The sequence below is a fragment of the Corynebacterium sp. LaCa_23 genome (assembly GCF_058182375.1).
In genome coordinates this window covers 1166916-1183109 of the sequence record NZ_CP190825.1, presented here as the reverse complement: position 1 = coordinate 1183109, position 16194 = coordinate 1166916, and the positions used below count along the sequence as shown (strand labels likewise).

The following is a 16194-nucleotide window of genomic DNA, read 5'->3' as shown; positions in this document are numbered from 1 at the left end:
TGCAAAAGGTACCTTGGGCGGTAGTGGATATGACAGTAGCAGCCGCCACCACTTAAGGCAAACCGCGGTGAACTAAGCATCCTTACAGGAGGAATCGGGCTCCAGTTTTTCATCCGCGATGGCTTTGTCAATGGCCTTGAGGACATCATCGGCAAGGTCATCGATCGCGGCGGAGCCATTCTCGTAGTCCTCGCCCTCGACGATGACGCTTAGGGCTACCCCTACCCTTTTACCATCCTTTTCATGCACGCCGAATTGCCGGAAGGTGTAGTCATCGCTATTTTCATCGAGTCCCCAGCCGCTTTTTGCCCGGGTGCTTGTGTGTTTGGAGAGGCCAACGTTTTGCCATTCCACGATGTCATTTAATACTTCATGGACGTATTCGGCTTCCTTAATGCAGGGCAATTGCGCACCGAAATTTGCCTGCTCCTGCAATGGCCAGGTGGCATACCCGAAAGAACCTTCCTCGATGGAGGCTTTCGAGCCGTGCTCGCGCAAGAGCTTTTCCACCGCCTCTGAGGCCTCGCCTTCCTCCCACTGCACCTGCGACCACAATGCGTAGGCGGCGTCGTTGTCGGATTCCTTGATGGCCAAATCCACCAAGGATGGATCGGCACCGTCCTGCAGCGCCGTAATGGCGATGGGCACTTTGATGGTGGACCATGCTGGGCCTTCGCCCTTGTCTCCCGCGGAGATTTTTTGGTTACCGGCGGCGATGGCCACGCCAACCTTGGCATCGTAGTCCTTGGACACTGCCTCAACTGCGCGGTCTAGATCTTTGGCGATTGCGGCATCGGCATTATCGCTAGAGCTTGCCGATGCCCCCTCCCCCGCCGTATCCGGCGCCTGCTCAGGCGACGAGCACGCCGACACGGCAGCAAGCGATACCGTGGCCAGTATCGCTCCTAATCTCTGCCGCAGGTTCATTCCTCACAGACTAGCCCATGATTTAAAAAGAGGACAATTTTTCACAGAAACTATCGCCCTTATTTTTAAGGCAGCATTTCCTTGAGGTAGCCGCCTGTATAGGAGCCTTCCACTTGTGCGACCTTTTCCGGGGTACCCTGCGCGACCACGGTGCCGCCGCCGGCACCGCCTTCGGGCCCCATATCCACAATCCAGTCCGCTGCCTTGATGACATCGAGGTTGTGCTCAATGATGAGCACGGAATTGCCCTTATCTACCAAGCCTTGAATCACCAGCATTAACCGGCGAATATCCTCAAAGTGCAGACCGGTCGTCGGCTCATCCAAGATATAGATGGTGCGGCCATTGGTGCGCTTTTGCAGCTCCGAGGCGAGCTTCACGCGCTGGGCCTCACCGCCGGACAACGTGGTGGCGGCTTGGCCGAGGCGGACGTAACCTAGGCCGACATCGACAAGCGTGGCCAAGTAGCGGTGGATAGAGGTAATGGGCTCGAAGAAGTCCGCGGCCTCAGAAATCGGCATGTCCAGCACTTCCGCGATGTTTTTGCCCTTGTAGTGGACCTCCAGGGTCTCGCGGTTATAGCGCGCGCCCTCGCAGACCTCACACGGAACATAGACATCGGGCAAGAAGTTCATCTCAATCTTGATGGTGCCATCGCCCTGGCAGGCCTCGCAGCGCCCGCCTTTGACGTTGAAGGAAAAACGGCCGGCCTTGTAGCCGCGCACCTTTGCTTCTTGGGTCTCCGCAAAAAGGTTGCGAATCTTATCAAAGACGCCGGTATAGGTCGCCGGGTTGGAACGCGGTGTGCGGCCAATCGGGCTTTGATCCACCTGTACCAACTTATCCAGGTGCTCGATGCCCTCCACGCGCTTGGCGCGCCCAGGAACCTGCCGGGCGCGGTTCAAGTTATTGGCCAAGGTCTTGGCCAGGATTTCATTGACCACGGTGGACTTGCCGGAGCCGGATACACCGGTAATGCACACCAGCACGCCGAGCGGAATCTCAACGTTGATTCCCTTGAGGTTATTTTCCCGGGCACCAACCACCTTCAGGGTGCGGTCCTTATCGATCTCGCGGCGGTGATCCGGAACGGCCAGGACCTTGGAACCGGATAGGTACTGCCCCGTTAGAGACTCCTTTACCTGCTCCACGCCGGCGGGCTCGCCTTGGTAGACCACTTCACCGCCGTATTCGCCGGCGCGCGGGCCCACATCCACGAGCCAATCGGACGAGCGAATGGTGTCCTCATCGTGTTCGACCACGATGAGCGTATTGCCGATATCGCGCAGGCGCTGCAAGGTCGAAATCAGGCGGTGATTATCGCGCTGGTGCAAACCGATGGACGGCTCATCCAACACGTACAGCACGCCGGCGAGCCCAGATCCAATCTGCGTGGCCAGGCGGATGCGCTGGGCCTCGCCGCCAGACAGGGTCGAGGCGCCGCGATCCAGGGTGAGGTAGTTAAGGCCCACATCCAATAAGAAGCGCAGGCGGGCTTGGGTCTCCTTCAGCACCGCCCCGGCGATGATTTCCTCGCGGTGTCCTAAGACCAGCGAATCCAAGAATTCCGAGGCATCTTCGATGGACAGGGCGCTCAGCCCCGCGATGGACTGTTCGCCATGCGTGGTCGACGCCAGGCGCACGGCGAGGATTTCCGGCTTCAGGCGCGTTCCCTTACACGTGCTACACGGCACCCGGCGGGTGTATTGCAGCAGCCGATCCTTTTGGGACTGCGAATCCGTCGTATCCAATTTGCGGTGCAAGAATCCGACGGCGCCCTCAAAGGGCGCGGTCCAATTGCGCTGGCGGCCATAGCGGTTCTTATAGCGCACCCGCACCTCGGTTTCGGTGCCGTAAATCAACGCATCGCGCTGCTCCTTGGTCAGCTCGCTGACGGGGGTCTGCGGGTCAAAGCCCAGGGCCTTGCCCAAACCTTCCACGAGTTTGACGAAGTACCGGGAGTTCGGGCTGGAATGCCACGGCTGCACGGCATCAACGGCCGGGGCATCCGGATCCGGAATGAGCAGGTCTACATCCACTTCGAGCTTCGTGCCCAAGCCATCGCAGACCGGGCAGGAACCAAAGGGCGCGTTAAAGGAAAACGCGCGCGGTTCGTATTCCTCGATGGTAAGGGTATGGCCATTGGGGCAGGCCGCCTTCTCGGAATAGGTATGCGTGAGTTCTTCTTTATCAACGAACTCGATGGTGACGAGGCCATCGGCAAGCCGCAAAGCCGTTTCCACGGAATCGGTCAGGCGCTGCTTCTGCGATGCCTTAACCTGCAGCCGGTCCACCACCACCTCGATGGTGTGCTTAACCTGCTTCTTCAACTTCGGCGGATCGCTTAATTGGTGGGTCTCACCATCCACGCGCACGCGGGAGTAGCCCTGCGCCGAAAGGTCCTGGAAGAGGTCAACAAACTCACCCTTGCGCTTCCGCGCCACCGGGGCAAGCACCTGGAACTTCAGCTTTTCTTCCTGCTCCAGGACGGCATCAACAATCTGCTGCGGTGTCTGGCGCTCGATGACGGCATCGCACTTGGGGCAGTGCGGGGTGCCGGCACGCGAGAAGAGCAAGCGGAGGTAATCGTAAATCTCCGTAATCGTGCCCACGGTCGAGCGCGGGTTGTGGTTGGTGGATTTCTGATCGATGGATACCGCCGGCGACAGGCCCCCGATGTATTCCACGTTGGGTTTATCCATCTGGCCCAAAAACATCCGGGCATAAGAGCTCAACGATTCCACGTAGCGGCGTTGCCCCTCTGCGAAGATGGTATCGAAGGCCAGCGAGGACTTACCAGAGCCCGAAAGCCCAGTAAAAACCACCATTTTATCGCGCGGAATATCGATATCCACGCCCTTGAGATTGTGTTCCCGTGCGCCTCGCACAATCAATCGTTCTGCCACTGCGCTCCAGCCTCCACATCATAGGTTTTAATCTCCCCTTGAATGTACCCGTAGGCTGGGACGTATGACTAACGAGCTACATCTTCACCAGATCTCCGTTTCGGAGATGGACAATAACTGCTACCTGCTCACCGCCGGCGACCAAGGCTTGCTTGTCGATGCCGCCGATGATGCCCCCGCCATCCTCGACATGGCCCGCGAGGCAGGCGTTGACATCACCGCCGTTCTCACCACGCACCGCCACTGGGATCACGTGCGGGCGCTCGGCGAGGTCCTGCAGGCCACCAACGCAAAGCACTACGCCTCCTTCATTGATTCGCCGGCCATTCCAGAAGACGTAGACGTTGAGCTGCGCGAGGGCGATTCCATCGAGTTTGCCGGCATGAAATTGCCCATCATCATCCTGCGCGGCCATACCCCCGGCGGCGTGGCGCTCGTGGCCACCGTTGACGGCGTCACCAACCTGTTTGTGGGAGACTCCGTTTTCCCCGGTGGATTGGGTCGAACGACCTCTGAGGGTGACTTCGTGCGGCTATATAAGGACGTCACCAAGCGCGTCTTCGAGGAGTTCCCAGATAACGCCATCATTCGCCCGGGGCATGGCAAGCCCACCACCTTGGGGGAAGAACGCCCCAAGTTGGGTGATTGGTGGGAGCGCCGGTGGTGATCTAGGCGGCTATTTCAGCGTATAATGGTCAATCACACGATTGGTCTAGAACAACGAGCTAAGGAGCTTAAAGGACTATGATTCGCAAGTTTGCCCGCCCCATGCTGGCATCGGTATTTGTATGGGAAGGTGTAGACGACCTGCGCAATGCCTCGGAGCACACCAAGGAAACCGAAGGCTTCCTCAAGACCCTGCGCAAGTTCGTCCCCTCCGGTTACAAGAACCTCATTCCCAATGATCCGGAGCTAGCTACCCGCGCCCTTGGCGGCGCAAAGATCGGTGCAGGTACCACCTTGGCTCTGGGCAAGGCACCGCGCACCTCCGCAGCCGTGCTGGCTGCCGCTACCCTGCCCAACTTGGTGGGCAAGAATAACTTCTGGGCCGCAGATAATAAGAAGGACAAGGAAGACCGTCGCAACGGCTTCATTACTAACACCGCCCTGCTCGGCGCGCTGTTTATCACCACCCAGGACACCGAGGGCAAGCCGTCCCTGCGCTGGCGCGCACAGAAGGCCGGTGAGCGCACCAATAAGAAGATTCAGCAGGCGCTGCCCACCAAGTCTGAGTCTCAGGAAAAGCGCGAGGAGCTTTCCGCTCGCGCCAGCGAGCTGTCCAATAAGGCCGGCGACTGGTTCAATGAGACCTCCCAGAAGGCTCAAGCCTATGTGGATGACAACAAGGATGACTGGCAGTCCACCGGTCGCGGCCTCCTGGATACCGCCAAGTCCTATGTCGATGACGCCAAGGACTACGTCGATGACAACAAGGATGACTGGCAGGATTCCGGCCGCGACTTCTTGGACAACGCAAAGTCCTTCATCGAGGACTCCGTCGATAGCGCGAAGTCCTACGTTGATGACAACAAGAAGGACTGGCTGAAGTCCGCTGAGTCCAACGCCAAGACCGCCCGCAAGGGTGCCGTCAAGGCCGCGAACAAGGCACAAAAGCGCGCCGATGACGCCGCATCGAAGCTCGACAAGGCAGATTCCAAGCGCGCTGCTAAGAAGGCTTCCAAGCAGGCAGACAAGCTGCAAAAGAAGGCTAATAAGAAGATCGACGCCGCTATCAAGAAGATTGAAAAGCGCGCTAAGTAATTCGCCTTAACCCTCGCACACGGCCCAGCCCTACGCTGGGCCGTTGTTCTTTGTCACGGCAAGGTCTAAACTCGAACCTCCCCTACGCGGCACGCGGATGCGCGCCCACCCATATTTTCGTGTTTCATTCTGAGGAGTCTTGTGAACTCTGCACCGAAGAATTCTCCAGCCACTCATTCTCCCGCTGATGCAACTTCATCTAGCCGCGCGGAAAACGCTGGAATTTCTGCCATCGAAGCCGAGCAGAACTATGTCGATGGCCTTTTTGACCGCCTCGATGACGAGGTAGCCGCGGCAAACGCGCGCCTAAATGAGGTCCAGGCCGAGGCCGATCCAGCGACCCCCGATGCCGATGCCTTAGTGCGCCGCGAAACGGAATACCACGGCCTCCAGGCCAAGTTGGATCGCCTGAACGTGGCGCAAATGGGGCTCGTTTTTGGCCGCATCGATATCGATGCCCCCGGCGATAACCCGACGGAAGAAGGACTCGATCGCCGCTATATCGGCCGCATGGGTTTGGATGCGCGCGAAGAAAACTACCGCACCCTGCTGCTGGATTGGCGCGCGCCCATGGCTCGCCCCTTTTACCTCGCCACTACCGCACAACCTGAAGGCGTACACACTCGCCGCCAGATCCGCATGACCGGGCGCACGGTCACTGATGTCAATGACGAGGCCTTAGATGGCCCAGGTGTGCGCGAGGAAGAAGCAGGCGTGGCAAGCGAATCCGCCCTGTACTTTGCCATGCAACGCGCCCGCACGGGACACATGACGTCCATCGTGGAAACCATCCAGCGCGAGCAGGACGAAATCATCCGGGATAATACCCGCGGCGTCATGGTCGTAGAAGGCGGCCCCGGCACCGGTAAAACTGCCGTCGCGCTACACCGCGTTGCCTACCTGCTCTACACCCACCGCGAGCAGCTATCTTCCACCGGTGTACTCATCGTTGGACCCAATACCAACTTTTTGGACTATATTTCCCGCGTGCTGCCCGAGCTCGGCGAGACCGGCGTCGTGCTCTCAACCATCGGTGGGCTATTCCCCGGCATCACTCCCACCCATACCGAGGGGCTTGTGGGCCGCGAAATTAAGGGCAGCGCGGCCATGGCGGAAATCCTGAGCGCCGCCGTCAAGGATTATCAGCAGGTGCCAAGTGAGCCCCAGGACATCACCGTAGATGGCCTGACCCTGACCATCACGCCGTCCATGGTGAAGAGGGCGCGCACCCGCGCTCGCCGCTCACGCAAGCCGCATAATCAGGCGCGCGAGGCGTTCATCGAGCACTTCGTGGAGGATCTCGCCCAAGAGATGGCCACCAAGGTGGGCACAGATCCCCTGGGCGGGGAAAACCTCCTAAGCCGCGCGGATGTGGACCAATTCCACGACGATCTTGCCGTTGATGAGTCCGTGGTGGGCTGCATCGATGATTTTTGGCCCGAGCTTGATCCCTCTGAGGTCCTCGCCGCGTTATTGTCTTCCCGCGAACGCATTGCCTCGGCTGCCCGTGGCTACGATGAGGAGACCCAGTCTGCCTTGTACCGCGCAGATGGATACGCTTGGACCGATTCCGATGCTGCCCTTTTGGATGAGTTGGCCGTCCTCATCGGGCTGCCCAATCCTGAGGAGAAGAAGGCGGCCAAGGACGCCGAGTGGCGCGAGCAGATCGCGGATGCAGAAGATGCGCTGGATATTCTTTCCTCCTCCGAATCCACCGATAACGATGATGACATGTTCGAGGCGGAGATTCTTTCGGCGCACGACGTGATCGACGCGGAGACCCTGGCGCAGCGTCAAGAGGTACGGGATACGCGCACCACCGCGCAGCGCGCGCGGGAGGATCACACGTGGGCATTTGGCCACATCATCGTGGACGAGGCGCAGGAACTTACCCCGATGGAATGGCGGATGCTCTTCCGTCTCTGCCCCTCGCGGTGGATGACGTTGGTTGGCGATACCTCGCAGACAGGTTCCCCAGCTGGCGTGGATGACTGGGGCGAGGCCCTGGAGCCGTTCATCGCCCAGCGCTTCCGCCACCACCTCCTTACCGTCAACTACCGCACACCTGAGCCCATTACCGAGCTTGCTAATGGCCTGTTGGCCTCCATCGATCCGGACGCCACCCCGGCCATTGCCATTCGCGATGGCGAGCCGGTGCGCCGGCTTGCCGATGCCACCTTCACCCCCGGCGTGACCACCGAGGACGATGGCCGCCTGACCGCGGTCATTGACGCCACGAACGCCGAAGCAGTCAAGGGCCTCGAGTTCGACCACGTTATCGTGCTTAACCCGCGCGAGATTGTCGATGCCTCCCCGCAGGGGCTGCAGAACCTGTACGTCTGCATCACCCGGGCCACGCAAACGCTGACCCTAGTGGGAGATACGTCCGGCGTGCTTTAGCCCGCTGGGATCACAAAACCCACCGCGCGGCTCCAGTGAAGGACTCGCTGCGGTGGGTAAGGCGAAAGCCGGTCAGGCGAAGGCCTAGATTAATTAACGGTGTGAACAATCATGACGTCACAATCGGACTGACGCGCCACATCCGCTGGCACCGAGCCGAGCAGACGACCGGTCAGGGAATTAATGCCGCGGTTACCAACGATGAGCAGGTCTGCATCATTGTCATTGACAATGGACATCAGGGCTTGCACCGGCGTGCCAGGGCGGACGGCGGTTTCTACCTTGGAAACCCCGTGCTTTTCCGCTTCTTCCTTGCCTGCCTGCAGGTTGGCTTCGGCTTTCTCATCACCAAGAATAGTGACGGAATCCTGACGCAAGGTCTTCGAAGCCTGCTCTTGATTCTCGTAGTAAGCACAACCGATGATCAGCGTGGCATCGAATGCAGCGGCAATCTTGGCTGCTCGCTCCACGGCGAGGAGGGAGGACTTGGAACCGTCAGTACCGACAACAATCGTGCTGTAGTCGCTCATGATGACCTTTCTTTGTGGGTGTGTACCCTAACTATTCTAGTGTGCCAACTTGGCGTTACTGCAAGTCTAACAATGAAAAGTGATTAACGTTTTTCACTCGTGTTAACCACCACGACATCCACCTTGGATTTATGGGTAAGTTCCGTTGGCACCGAGCCGAAAACGCGCCCGCGCACGGAATTAACGCCGCGATTGCCCACGACCAAGAGCTCAACGTCGTATTTCTCCGTGACCTCGATTAAGGCATTGACGGGGTCACCGGGGGTGGTGACCACCTCAATGTTTTCCGCACCTTCGGACTCGGCAATCCGCTGCGCGTTCGTGAGGTAGGTATCGGCCATTTCCTCGCTGACCACCGGTAGCCTGGAGCCCTCACCGCTGGGGGCACCGAGCATGGAGCCAGAATGGTTATAAGCTGCGGAGACGATGATGAGCTTGGCATCGTATGCCCGCGCCATGGATGCAGCCGAGCGCACGGCGCGCAGGGAAGTTTCGGAGCCATCGGTACCGACGGCGATGGTGTGATACGTAAGCATGATTCTCCTTGCTGGTGAATTACTAGGTCGGCACATTGAACCGGCTTTTAGTCGCCCCCAGTATAGTCAGGACGCCGAACCAATAAGCCTATGGTTGCAGTAGTGCGCACTTTTAGGGGGAGCCTGTTACTGAGACACTGCGAGCGGCGTTAAATTCCGGCTTCCTTTAGGCCGCGCAGCTCCTTCTTCAAATCAGCAATCTCATCGCGCAGCCGGCCGGCTAGCTCGAATTTCAACTCGCGTGCGGCAGCGCCCATCTGTGCCTGCAGGTCATTAATGAGAGCCTCAACCTCATCGGTGGCCATGCTGGAGACATCGCGCTTTTCCACCACCGCTGCAGGATCCGACTCAGCGGCCTCTTCCCCATTATTCTCATAGACCTGATCCAAGATATCCGCGATCTTCTTGCGCAGCGGCTGCGGATCCACGCCGTGTTCCTTGTTATAGGCAATCTGCTTCTCGCGGCGGCGCTCCGTTTCATCGATGGCTTCTTGCATCGAGTCGGTAATTTTATCCGCGTACATGATGACCTCGCCCGATACGTTACGCGCGGCGCGGCCAATGGTCTGGATGAGCGATGTTGTCGAGCGCAAGAAGCCTTCCTTATCCGCATCGAGGATCGCCACGAGGGAGACCTCGGGCAAGTCCAAGCCCTCGCGCAAGAGGTTGATGCCCACGAGCACGTCGAATTCGCCCTGGCGCAATTGGCGCAGCAGCTCCACGCGCTGCAGCGTATCGATATCCGAGTGCAGGTAGCGGACCTTAATCCCCTGCTCCAAGAGGTAATCCGTCAGGTCTTCTGCCATGCGCTTGGTCAAGGTGGTCACCAATACGCGCTCCTGAGAGGCGATGCGGCCGCGGACCTCATCAATGAGGTCATCGATCTGGCCCTTGGTCGGTTTCACCGTGACCTTAGGATCGACCAGGCCAGTCGGGCGAATGACCTGCTCGACAAACTCGCCGCCAGAGGAGGTCATTTCGAAATCGCCAGGGGTAGCGGACATATAAACGGTTTGACCAACGCGCTCTTCAAATTCGTCAAAGGTCAGTGGCCGGTTATCCACCGCGGAGGGAAGGCGGAAGCCAAACTCCACCAGGTTTCGCTTGCGCGACATATCGCCTTCGTACATGCCGCCGATCTGTGGCACGGTCACGTGGGACTCATCGATGATGGTAAGAAAGTCCTCCGGGAAATAATCCAAGAGCGTAGCTGGCGCGGACCCAGCCGGGCGGCCATCCACGTGACGGGAGTAGTTCTCAATGCCGGAACAGAATCCCACCTGCTCGATCATCTCTAGGTCATATTCCGTGCGCATGCGCAGCCGTTGCGCTTCTAGGAGCTTGCCGCGGTTTTCTAGATCCTCGAGGCGCTCAGCCAACTCTTCCTTGATATCGGCCACGGCCTTTTCCATGCGCTCTGGGCCGGCCACGTAGTGCGTGGCGGGGAAAATGCGCACTTCATCGACCTGCTCGATAACATCACCTGTCACTGGGTGGATATAGTACAGCGAATCAATATCATCGCCGAAGAACTCGATGCGCACCGCGCGTTCCTCATATGCCGGAATGATATCGACCGTATCACCCTTGACGCGGAAGGTACCGCGGGTAAAGCCCACATCGTTGCGCTCATATTGGATATCTACTAACAGCCTTAAGAAACGGTCCCTATCGAGCTCCTCGTCGACGGCGATAATCACCGAGCGATCCAAATAGGATTGCGGGGTACCCAAGCCGTAGATACACGAGACCGAGGAGACCACCACAACATCGCGCCGCGAGAGCAGCCCAGAGGTGGCCGAGTGGCGCAGGCGCTCGACGTCCTCATTAATGGAGGAGTCTTTTTCGATATAGGTATCGGTCTGCGCGATATAGGCTTCTGGCTGATAGTAATCGTAATAGGAGACGAAGTATTCCACCGCGTTATTGGGCAATAATTGGCGCAGCTCATTGGCCAGCTGTGCGGCCAAGGTTTTATTGGGCGCCATGACGAGCGTGGGTCGCTGCTGCTTTTCAATCAGCCACGCGGCCGTCGCGGATTTACCAGTACCGGTTGCGCCCATCAGCACAACGTCGCGCTCGTCGCGGTTGAGGCGCTCATTAAGTTCCTCGATGGCCGCAGGCTGGTCACCTGCGGGTTCATATTCAGAAACGACCTGAAACTTGCCGGGGGTGCGTTCTACCTCGCCGACGACGCGGTGTTCAGAATTTGGAATAAGGGGATGTTCAGCAGCAAAAGCCATGCCCGCTATTCTACTGCTTGGACGCTCCTGCTAGCCATTTCACGGCAGCGCGGCCTGGGCGGTGTGCAGCCACTGGTCCAGCTCCCCTGTCGGTTCCCAGAGCGCGTAGACCGACGAGGAATCAGAGCACATCGCTTGATTGATGCGCCGGCGCAGCCACGCCTTAGATTGCGGCGTGTACAGGGACGCTAGATCCGTCGGGGCTACGCCGTCTGGCAGGCCATCGGCAGGCAGCTTCGTCAGCGCCCCTAATGCGATGACCGCTTCGGCTTCATCGGAATCGAGCACTCCAGTGCCGCACGAGCGCTGAAAGTGCCGGAGATCAAAAGAACCATTCCGCAGGCTATCGAGTACGTCTCGCGCCGCGTGATTATCGAATGGTCCAGTGCCCCAAGTTCCCACGCTCAAATAGTGTAGGGACCAAAAGTAAACATTAATAGGAAAAGACGTTAACGCTACTTACCAAAAAAGTTAAGGTTAAGAAGACGCCGCCTCAATCTCATCGCAGACCGCCGCCGCGCGCTCGGCCAGTTGTTCCTGCGTGCCGTTATTATCTATGACATGGCTTGCTGCCGCGAGCCGCTTGTCATCAGAAATCTGGGCGTTAATCCTTTTGCGCGCGTCTGCTTCATCGAGTCCGCGGAACTCCACGAGACGACGCACCCTCTCTTCTGGATCCACGTCAACGACGATGACAAAATCCATATCCCCGTCGAGCCCATTATCCACCAGCAGCGGCATATCATAAACCGTAAAATCAACGCCCTCTTCGCGCGCAGCAGCAAATTGTCGCTGGGTCTCTTCTTGGATACGCGGGTGCGTAATCGAATTCAGGAGCTCGGTGTGCTCCTTATCCACGAACGCACGGCGGGCTAGTTCCTTACGGTCGAGACTGCCATCTTCCTGCAGGATGTCCTCGCCGAATTTCTCCGCAAGCTCGGCCAATGCCGGTTGGCCAGGCTTGACGATGTCCCGGGCAATACAATCTGCATCCACCACCCGCCAGCCGCGCTGGGCGCACAGCTTCGCTACCGTAGATTTTCCGCTGCCGATTCCCCCGGTTAATCCGATTAGCTTCATAAGATACCAGGGTACGCGAAAAGGAGCCCGGCACGACTGCCTGGGCTCCTTGCTGCGGAATTTAAGAGTGCCTTTAGGACTCGAGTTCTTCTTCCGGCTTTGGATGAACCTGCAAGAGTTCATCGCTTGGGGTGACAGCGCCGGTAGCGCCGCTCACGGAACCAAATTTCTTGGCGTTAGTAACAACGACCGGGGTAATCAGGTTGTAGTCCTTGGACTTGATGAAGTCTGCGTCAAAGCTGATGAGCTTATCGCCAGCGGAAACGCGCTGCTTCTTTTCCACGTGGACATCAAAGCCCTCGCCGCCGAGTTCCACGGTGTCTAGGCCAACATGGATGAGCAGCTGTACGCCGTTATCCAGGTTCAGACCGATCGCGTGGCCGGACTTTTGGACGGTGAGCACGGTGCCATCGGCAGGCGCGTAGACGGTATTGCCGGTTGGCTTCACGGCAGCGCCCGGCCCAAGCTTGGCGCCAGCGAAGATGGGATCCGGTACCTCGGACAGGTCCACTGCCTCGCCCTCCAGAGGAGAGTCCAGCTTGATGATTGCCTGTTCTGCTTCCTTGGTGGCGATTCCGGTGGCAGCAGCAACCCCTGCAGCCTGTGCATTCTCGGAACCGTCCGACTCATCATCGGATCCTCCGATGATGCGGGACTCGGAGCGGCTAGCAACCTCTTCCACGGTCTCGTTATTTTCGCGGGCGATGCGCTCGAGGTCGGCCTGCTTTTCCTCTGCGGTGCGGTAACCAAACAGCAGCGTGAGGGAGAAGGAGGTGAAGAATGCCACGGCGATGCCGATGACGTAGCCCACGTGCGGGATCATGGCTGGGGTGGTCAAGATGGAGGTGAAGACGAAGGCGTTAGCGCGGACATCGAAAAGCCCCATCACTGCGCCACCGATGGCACAACCCGGCAGCAGGCGGTAGTAGGTGCGGCGGAAGCGGAGCAAGATGCCGTAGAGGGACGGCTCCGAAATACCGCCGAGCATGCCGGCTGCGAATGCACCGACGGAAACCTGGCGCATGGAGTTGTTCTTCTCCTTCATGGAGATGACCATTACGGCGCCGGTGACGCCGAAGCAGGCAAAGTTCCACGCACCCATCGGGCCTTGGATGAAGTCGTAGCCGTAGGTCGTGATGTTTTGAATCATGATCACGTTGAGCGGCCAGTGCAGGCCCATGGGCACCAGGAACGGGTACAACAGCGGAATGACAATGGCCAGGATGAACGGCGAGAAGTCATTGATCTGGAACAGTACCCAAGAGATGCCATTGCCCACGCCGATGCCGAATGGGCCGAGCAGGAAGGCCGTAGCCGGAATCATGATGAGCAGCGAGAAGAATGGCACGAAGACCATGTGTACGGCGCTCGGGATGATCTTCTTCAAGCCCTTTTCCACCCAGAACAGGCCGATGGCGGCCAAAATCGGCGGGAATACCTGGGAGCCGTAAGAGTTAATCACCAGCGGCAGGCCGAAGACGTTGACGGTATCGCCCTGTTCACCCAGGGACATGAATTCCGGCGTGAGCAAAGCGGCCGGAATGGCGGCCGAGACCCACATATTCGCGCCCAACTTCTGCGCGGCGGTGGCACCCACCATCACCGGCAGGAAGTAGAAGACCGACTGGAACATCGCGTGGGCCAAGCGGTAGCCCTCAGGCTGTTCTTCCAACGGCGCGCGAAAGTCTTGAATGCCAATGGTATCCGCCAGCACCAGCAGCGTGATGATGAGGGAGGCACCAAGCAGCGCCCACAGAATCGGGCGGAAGGTATCAGAGAGGAACTCGAAGCAGTAGTCGATCCAATCGTACTTACCGCGCACACCGTCGTAGTTCTTCTTAGATGAGGAGGCCTCCTCATCCGGCGGATTGACCCCAGGGTCCTTGATGATTTCGCCGTAGTAGCTGGCCACGCCGCCACCCATGACTACCTGGTAGCCATGGGTACCCTGCGTGACGGAACCGAGAACGGCCGTATCGCTTTCCAGCTTTTCCTGATCTACTTTCCCCACATCAGCGAGTTGAAAACGCAGGCGCGTCGCACAGTGCGTCAGCGACGTGATGTTATCGGCGCCGCCCAAGCTATCGATGATGTGTGTGGAAGTGTCCTTCACAGATGCCACTTCATACTCCTTGCATAAAGACAAAACAATAGTCAGTACTCAACTGGCTATTACGTCACACTTGGATTATAAGCTTTATGGCCAGCCATTTCACTTCCTTGGTCCCAGGTAATTGATGACCAGATAGCTTTATCGATTCCAGCAACAGCCTTGTGCAGGGCTGTGAATACTTCTTTGCTGGTATGCCTTCCTGGCAGGTGGCCAAGGACAACAAATCGGCTAACGCGTTCTACTAACGTGATCACCGCTGATTGGTTATTTTTACCAAGGATGAGGTCGCCTTCCCAGTGGCCTGGCAAAATACGTTCAGTAACCTCTTCTGGCCGGTCGTCGATGAGGATCATGTCGTCAACGAAGCGTTGCTGGGCCGGTGTGGTGGTGCGTGTTTGGCGTTTCTTGCGTTTCTTTCTGCCGGTAGGCAAGTCCAGGCCGAGGTCTTTGAGTCTTCCTTTGGACTGTAGATAAAAGGCGTCATAAATCGTTTCGTGACTAATGCGCATGTCCTTATCAGTGGGGTAGTCGATGGGCAGGCGATTGGAAATCTCCTCCGGTGACCATTGTGCCCGCAATTGTGTGCATACATAGTCCCATAACCTTTTGTTGGCTAGCAGTTTCGGTATTTTCGGCCGCAGCCTACGCGCACAAGCCTTTAACTGGGCGGTCTCCGCACGGTACGGGCCTTCAGCGCTGTGGTTTCTGCGTACTTCACGCTGAATTGACGAAGCACTTCGCCCTAAACGGCGCCCGATTTCCCGCAGCGGCACATGCTCACGAAGAAGGTCGGCGATAATAACGCGTTCTTCAAAGCAAATATAGCGATCACTGATGCGTTTATACGGATCCACACCGACAGGCAAGGCAGGGGGCCGAAGCCGTCCAGATTCGATGACGTCATGGCGTTGGCGCAGCGCTTTCATGAGTCTTTTATACGTGGTGGCATCCTCGCCGACAGGTATGAACTCTTTACGTGGCCCTCCGGATTTGATGAGACCTTTTTCGAAGTCTAAAGACAATCGACGATCAATTCCTACTGCAGTCCCAGCATCACAAACAGGCAAGCTCGCCAACCGAAGGCGTAAGTATTCCACCCTTAACTGTGTTTGGCGGACTTTCCGGGCATACCTCGTTAGCCGGATATGGCACCCAGCTTCTGTAGCAACGGCATACGCAGCGGTGGGATGCATCCCACATGTTTTGGCGGCTTGGTGTACCGAAAGTCCGTCTTTAACTAGTTCTACAAGCTGTAAAGCCTGGCTACCGCGACGATCAACTCGTTTGGCTTTATGTATGACTGGCAATCCATGAGCATGACAAAAATTCAAAGCATGCGCGTAATGACAGCCAAGCTCACCAGCAGCCGAACGAACACTACGCCCACTGCCAACCAAGGCGACCAAGCCACGACGATCCGACTCAGACAACGAATGAAACGGGCCAACAACTCCAGGCACAACAACACCCTCCTAAGGGAAAGTGTTGCAACGACCCTCTGAACTCAAGGTGAGAGGCAACACAAACAAAAGCCCAATTTAGTGGTCTTAAGTGGGGATAGTTGTCTTTTTGCAGGCGCCATTGCTTTGCCGCAGGTCAAGAACCCGCAAACGAAAAATACCGGGCAATCGTTTGCATATACTGTCATAAAAGTCACAAAGCCGCGTCCTGCCTCCCCGAAGGAGAAGGACGCGGCTA

12 protein-coding genes are annotated in these 16194 nt (G+C 57.9%); 3 read left to right on the top strand and 9 right to left on the bottom strand.

The features are described 5' to 3' along the window. Window positions 1-72: 72 nt before the first annotated feature. Together ACP8IT_RS05765 and uvrA are read right to left on the bottom strand one after the other, a co-directional pair. Window positions 73-927: a serine hydrolase gene (locus tag ACP8IT_RS05765; RefSeq protein ID WP_490290567.1), complete on the bottom strand. Its 855-nt coding sequence runs from the start codon at window positions 925-927 to the stop codon at window positions 73-75. 65 nt (window positions 928-992) lie between these two features. Continuing rightward, window positions 993-3833 carry an excinuclease ABC subunit UvrA gene (uvrA, locus tag ACP8IT_RS05760; protein ID WP_005282689.1) on the bottom strand — a complete coding sequence of 947 codons (2841 nt, stop codon included), beginning with the start codon at window positions 3831-3833 and terminating at the stop codon, window positions 993-995. Between the two features lie 64 nt (window positions 3834-3897). On the opposite strand from uvrA, the gene ACP8IT_RS05755 reads away from it, so the two are divergent. The 3 genes from ACP8IT_RS05755 (at window position 3898) to ACP8IT_RS05745 (ending at window position 7994) form a co-directional block, all read left to right on the top strand. Further along, window positions 3898-4500: an MBL fold metallo-hydrolase gene (locus ACP8IT_RS05755; RefSeq protein ID WP_023017883.1), complete on the top strand. Its 603-nt coding sequence runs from the start codon at window positions 3898-3900 to the stop codon at window positions 4498-4500. A 77-nt stretch (window positions 4501-4577) separates the two neighbouring features. Beyond that, window positions 4578-5594 carry a DoxX family protein gene (locus tag ACP8IT_RS05750; protein ID WP_023017882.1) on the top strand — a complete coding sequence of 339 codons (1017 nt, stop codon included), beginning with the start codon at window positions 4578-4580 and terminating at the stop codon, window positions 5592-5594. 141 nt (window positions 5595-5735) lie between these two features. Then, window positions 5736-7994: a HelD family protein gene (locus ACP8IT_RS05745; RefSeq protein WP_490290566.1), complete on the top strand. Its 2259-nt coding sequence runs from the start codon at window positions 5736-5738 to the stop codon at window positions 7992-7994. Between the two features lie 89 nt (window positions 7995-8083). Here the strand turns inward: ACP8IT_RS05745 and ACP8IT_RS05740 are convergent, their stop codons facing one another. The 7 genes from ACP8IT_RS05740 to ACP8IT_RS05710 form a co-directional block, all read right to left on the bottom strand. Continuing rightward, window positions 8084-8524: a universal stress protein gene (locus tag ACP8IT_RS05740; protein ID WP_005282685.1), complete on the bottom strand. Its 441-nt coding sequence runs from the start codon at window positions 8522-8524 to the stop codon at window positions 8084-8086. A gap of 83 nt (window positions 8525-8607) precedes the next feature. Next, window positions 8608-9060, bottom strand: a complete 453-nt coding sequence (locus tag ACP8IT_RS05735; protein ID WP_005280318.1) for a universal stress protein — start codon at window positions 9058-9060, stop codon at window positions 8608-8610. 149 nt (window positions 9061-9209) lie between these two features. Further along, window positions 9210-11303 (bottom strand): excinuclease ABC subunit UvrB, encoded by a 2094-nt coding sequence (gene uvrB, locus ACP8IT_RS05730; protein WP_023017880.1) that lies wholly within the window; start codon window positions 11301-11303, stop codon window positions 9210-9212. Between the two features lie 39 nt (window positions 11304-11342). After that, the gene (locus tag ACP8IT_RS05725) at window positions 11343-11705 is read right to left on the bottom strand and encodes a DUF4259 domain-containing protein (protein WP_126318935.1); all 363 of its coding nucleotides are present in this window, start codon (window positions 11703-11705) and stop codon (window positions 11343-11345) included. Window positions 11706-11780: 75 nt separating this feature from the next. After that, on the bottom strand, window positions 11781-12383 hold the full coding sequence (gene coaE, locus ACP8IT_RS05720; protein WP_005282672.1) for a dephospho-CoA kinase: 603 nt from the start codon (window positions 12381-12383) through the stop codon (window positions 11781-11783). A 73-nt stretch (window positions 12384-12456) separates the two neighbouring features. Further along, window positions 12457-14505, bottom strand: a complete 2049-nt coding sequence (locus ACP8IT_RS05715; protein WP_490290565.1) for a glucose PTS transporter subunit IIA — start codon at window positions 14503-14505, stop codon at window positions 12457-12459. Window positions 14506-14555: 50 nt separating this feature from the next. Continuing rightward, on the bottom strand, window positions 14556-15518 hold the full coding sequence (locus tag ACP8IT_RS05710) for an IS30 family transposase (RefSeq protein WP_490290564.1): 963 nt from the start codon (window positions 15516-15518) through the stop codon (window positions 14556-14558). Window positions 15519-16194 lie beyond the last annotated feature (676 nt).

What these genes read in the sequence shown, in the direction of transcription:
- ACP8IT_RS05765 (WP_490290567.1), bottom strand. Translation starts at nt 927, where the DNA reads ATGAACCTGCGGCAGAGATTAGGAGCGATACTGGCCACGGTATCGCTT.
- ACP8IT_RS05755 (WP_023017883.1), top strand. Translation starts at nt 3,898, where the DNA reads ATGACTAACGAGCTACATCTTCACCAGATCTCCGTTTCGGAGATGGAC.
- ACP8IT_RS05750 (WP_023017882.1), top strand. Translation starts at nt 4,578, where the DNA reads ATGATTCGCAAGTTTGCCCGCCCCATGCTGGCATCGGTATTTGTATGG.
- ACP8IT_RS05740 (WP_005282685.1), bottom strand. Translation starts at nt 8,524, where the DNA reads ATGAGCGACTACAGCACGATTGTTGTCGGTACTGACGGTTCCAAGTCC.
- ACP8IT_RS05735 (WP_005280318.1), bottom strand. Translation starts at nt 9,060, where the DNA reads ATGCTTACGTATCACACCATCGCCGTCGGTACCGATGGCTCCGAAACT.
- uvrB (WP_023017880.1), bottom strand. Translation starts at nt 11,303, where the DNA reads ATGGCTTTTGCTGCTGAACATCCCCTTATTCCAAATTCTGAACACCGC.
- coaE (WP_005282672.1), bottom strand. Translation starts at nt 12,383, where the DNA reads ATGAAGCTAATCGGATTAACCGGGGGAATCGGCAGCGGAAAATCTACG.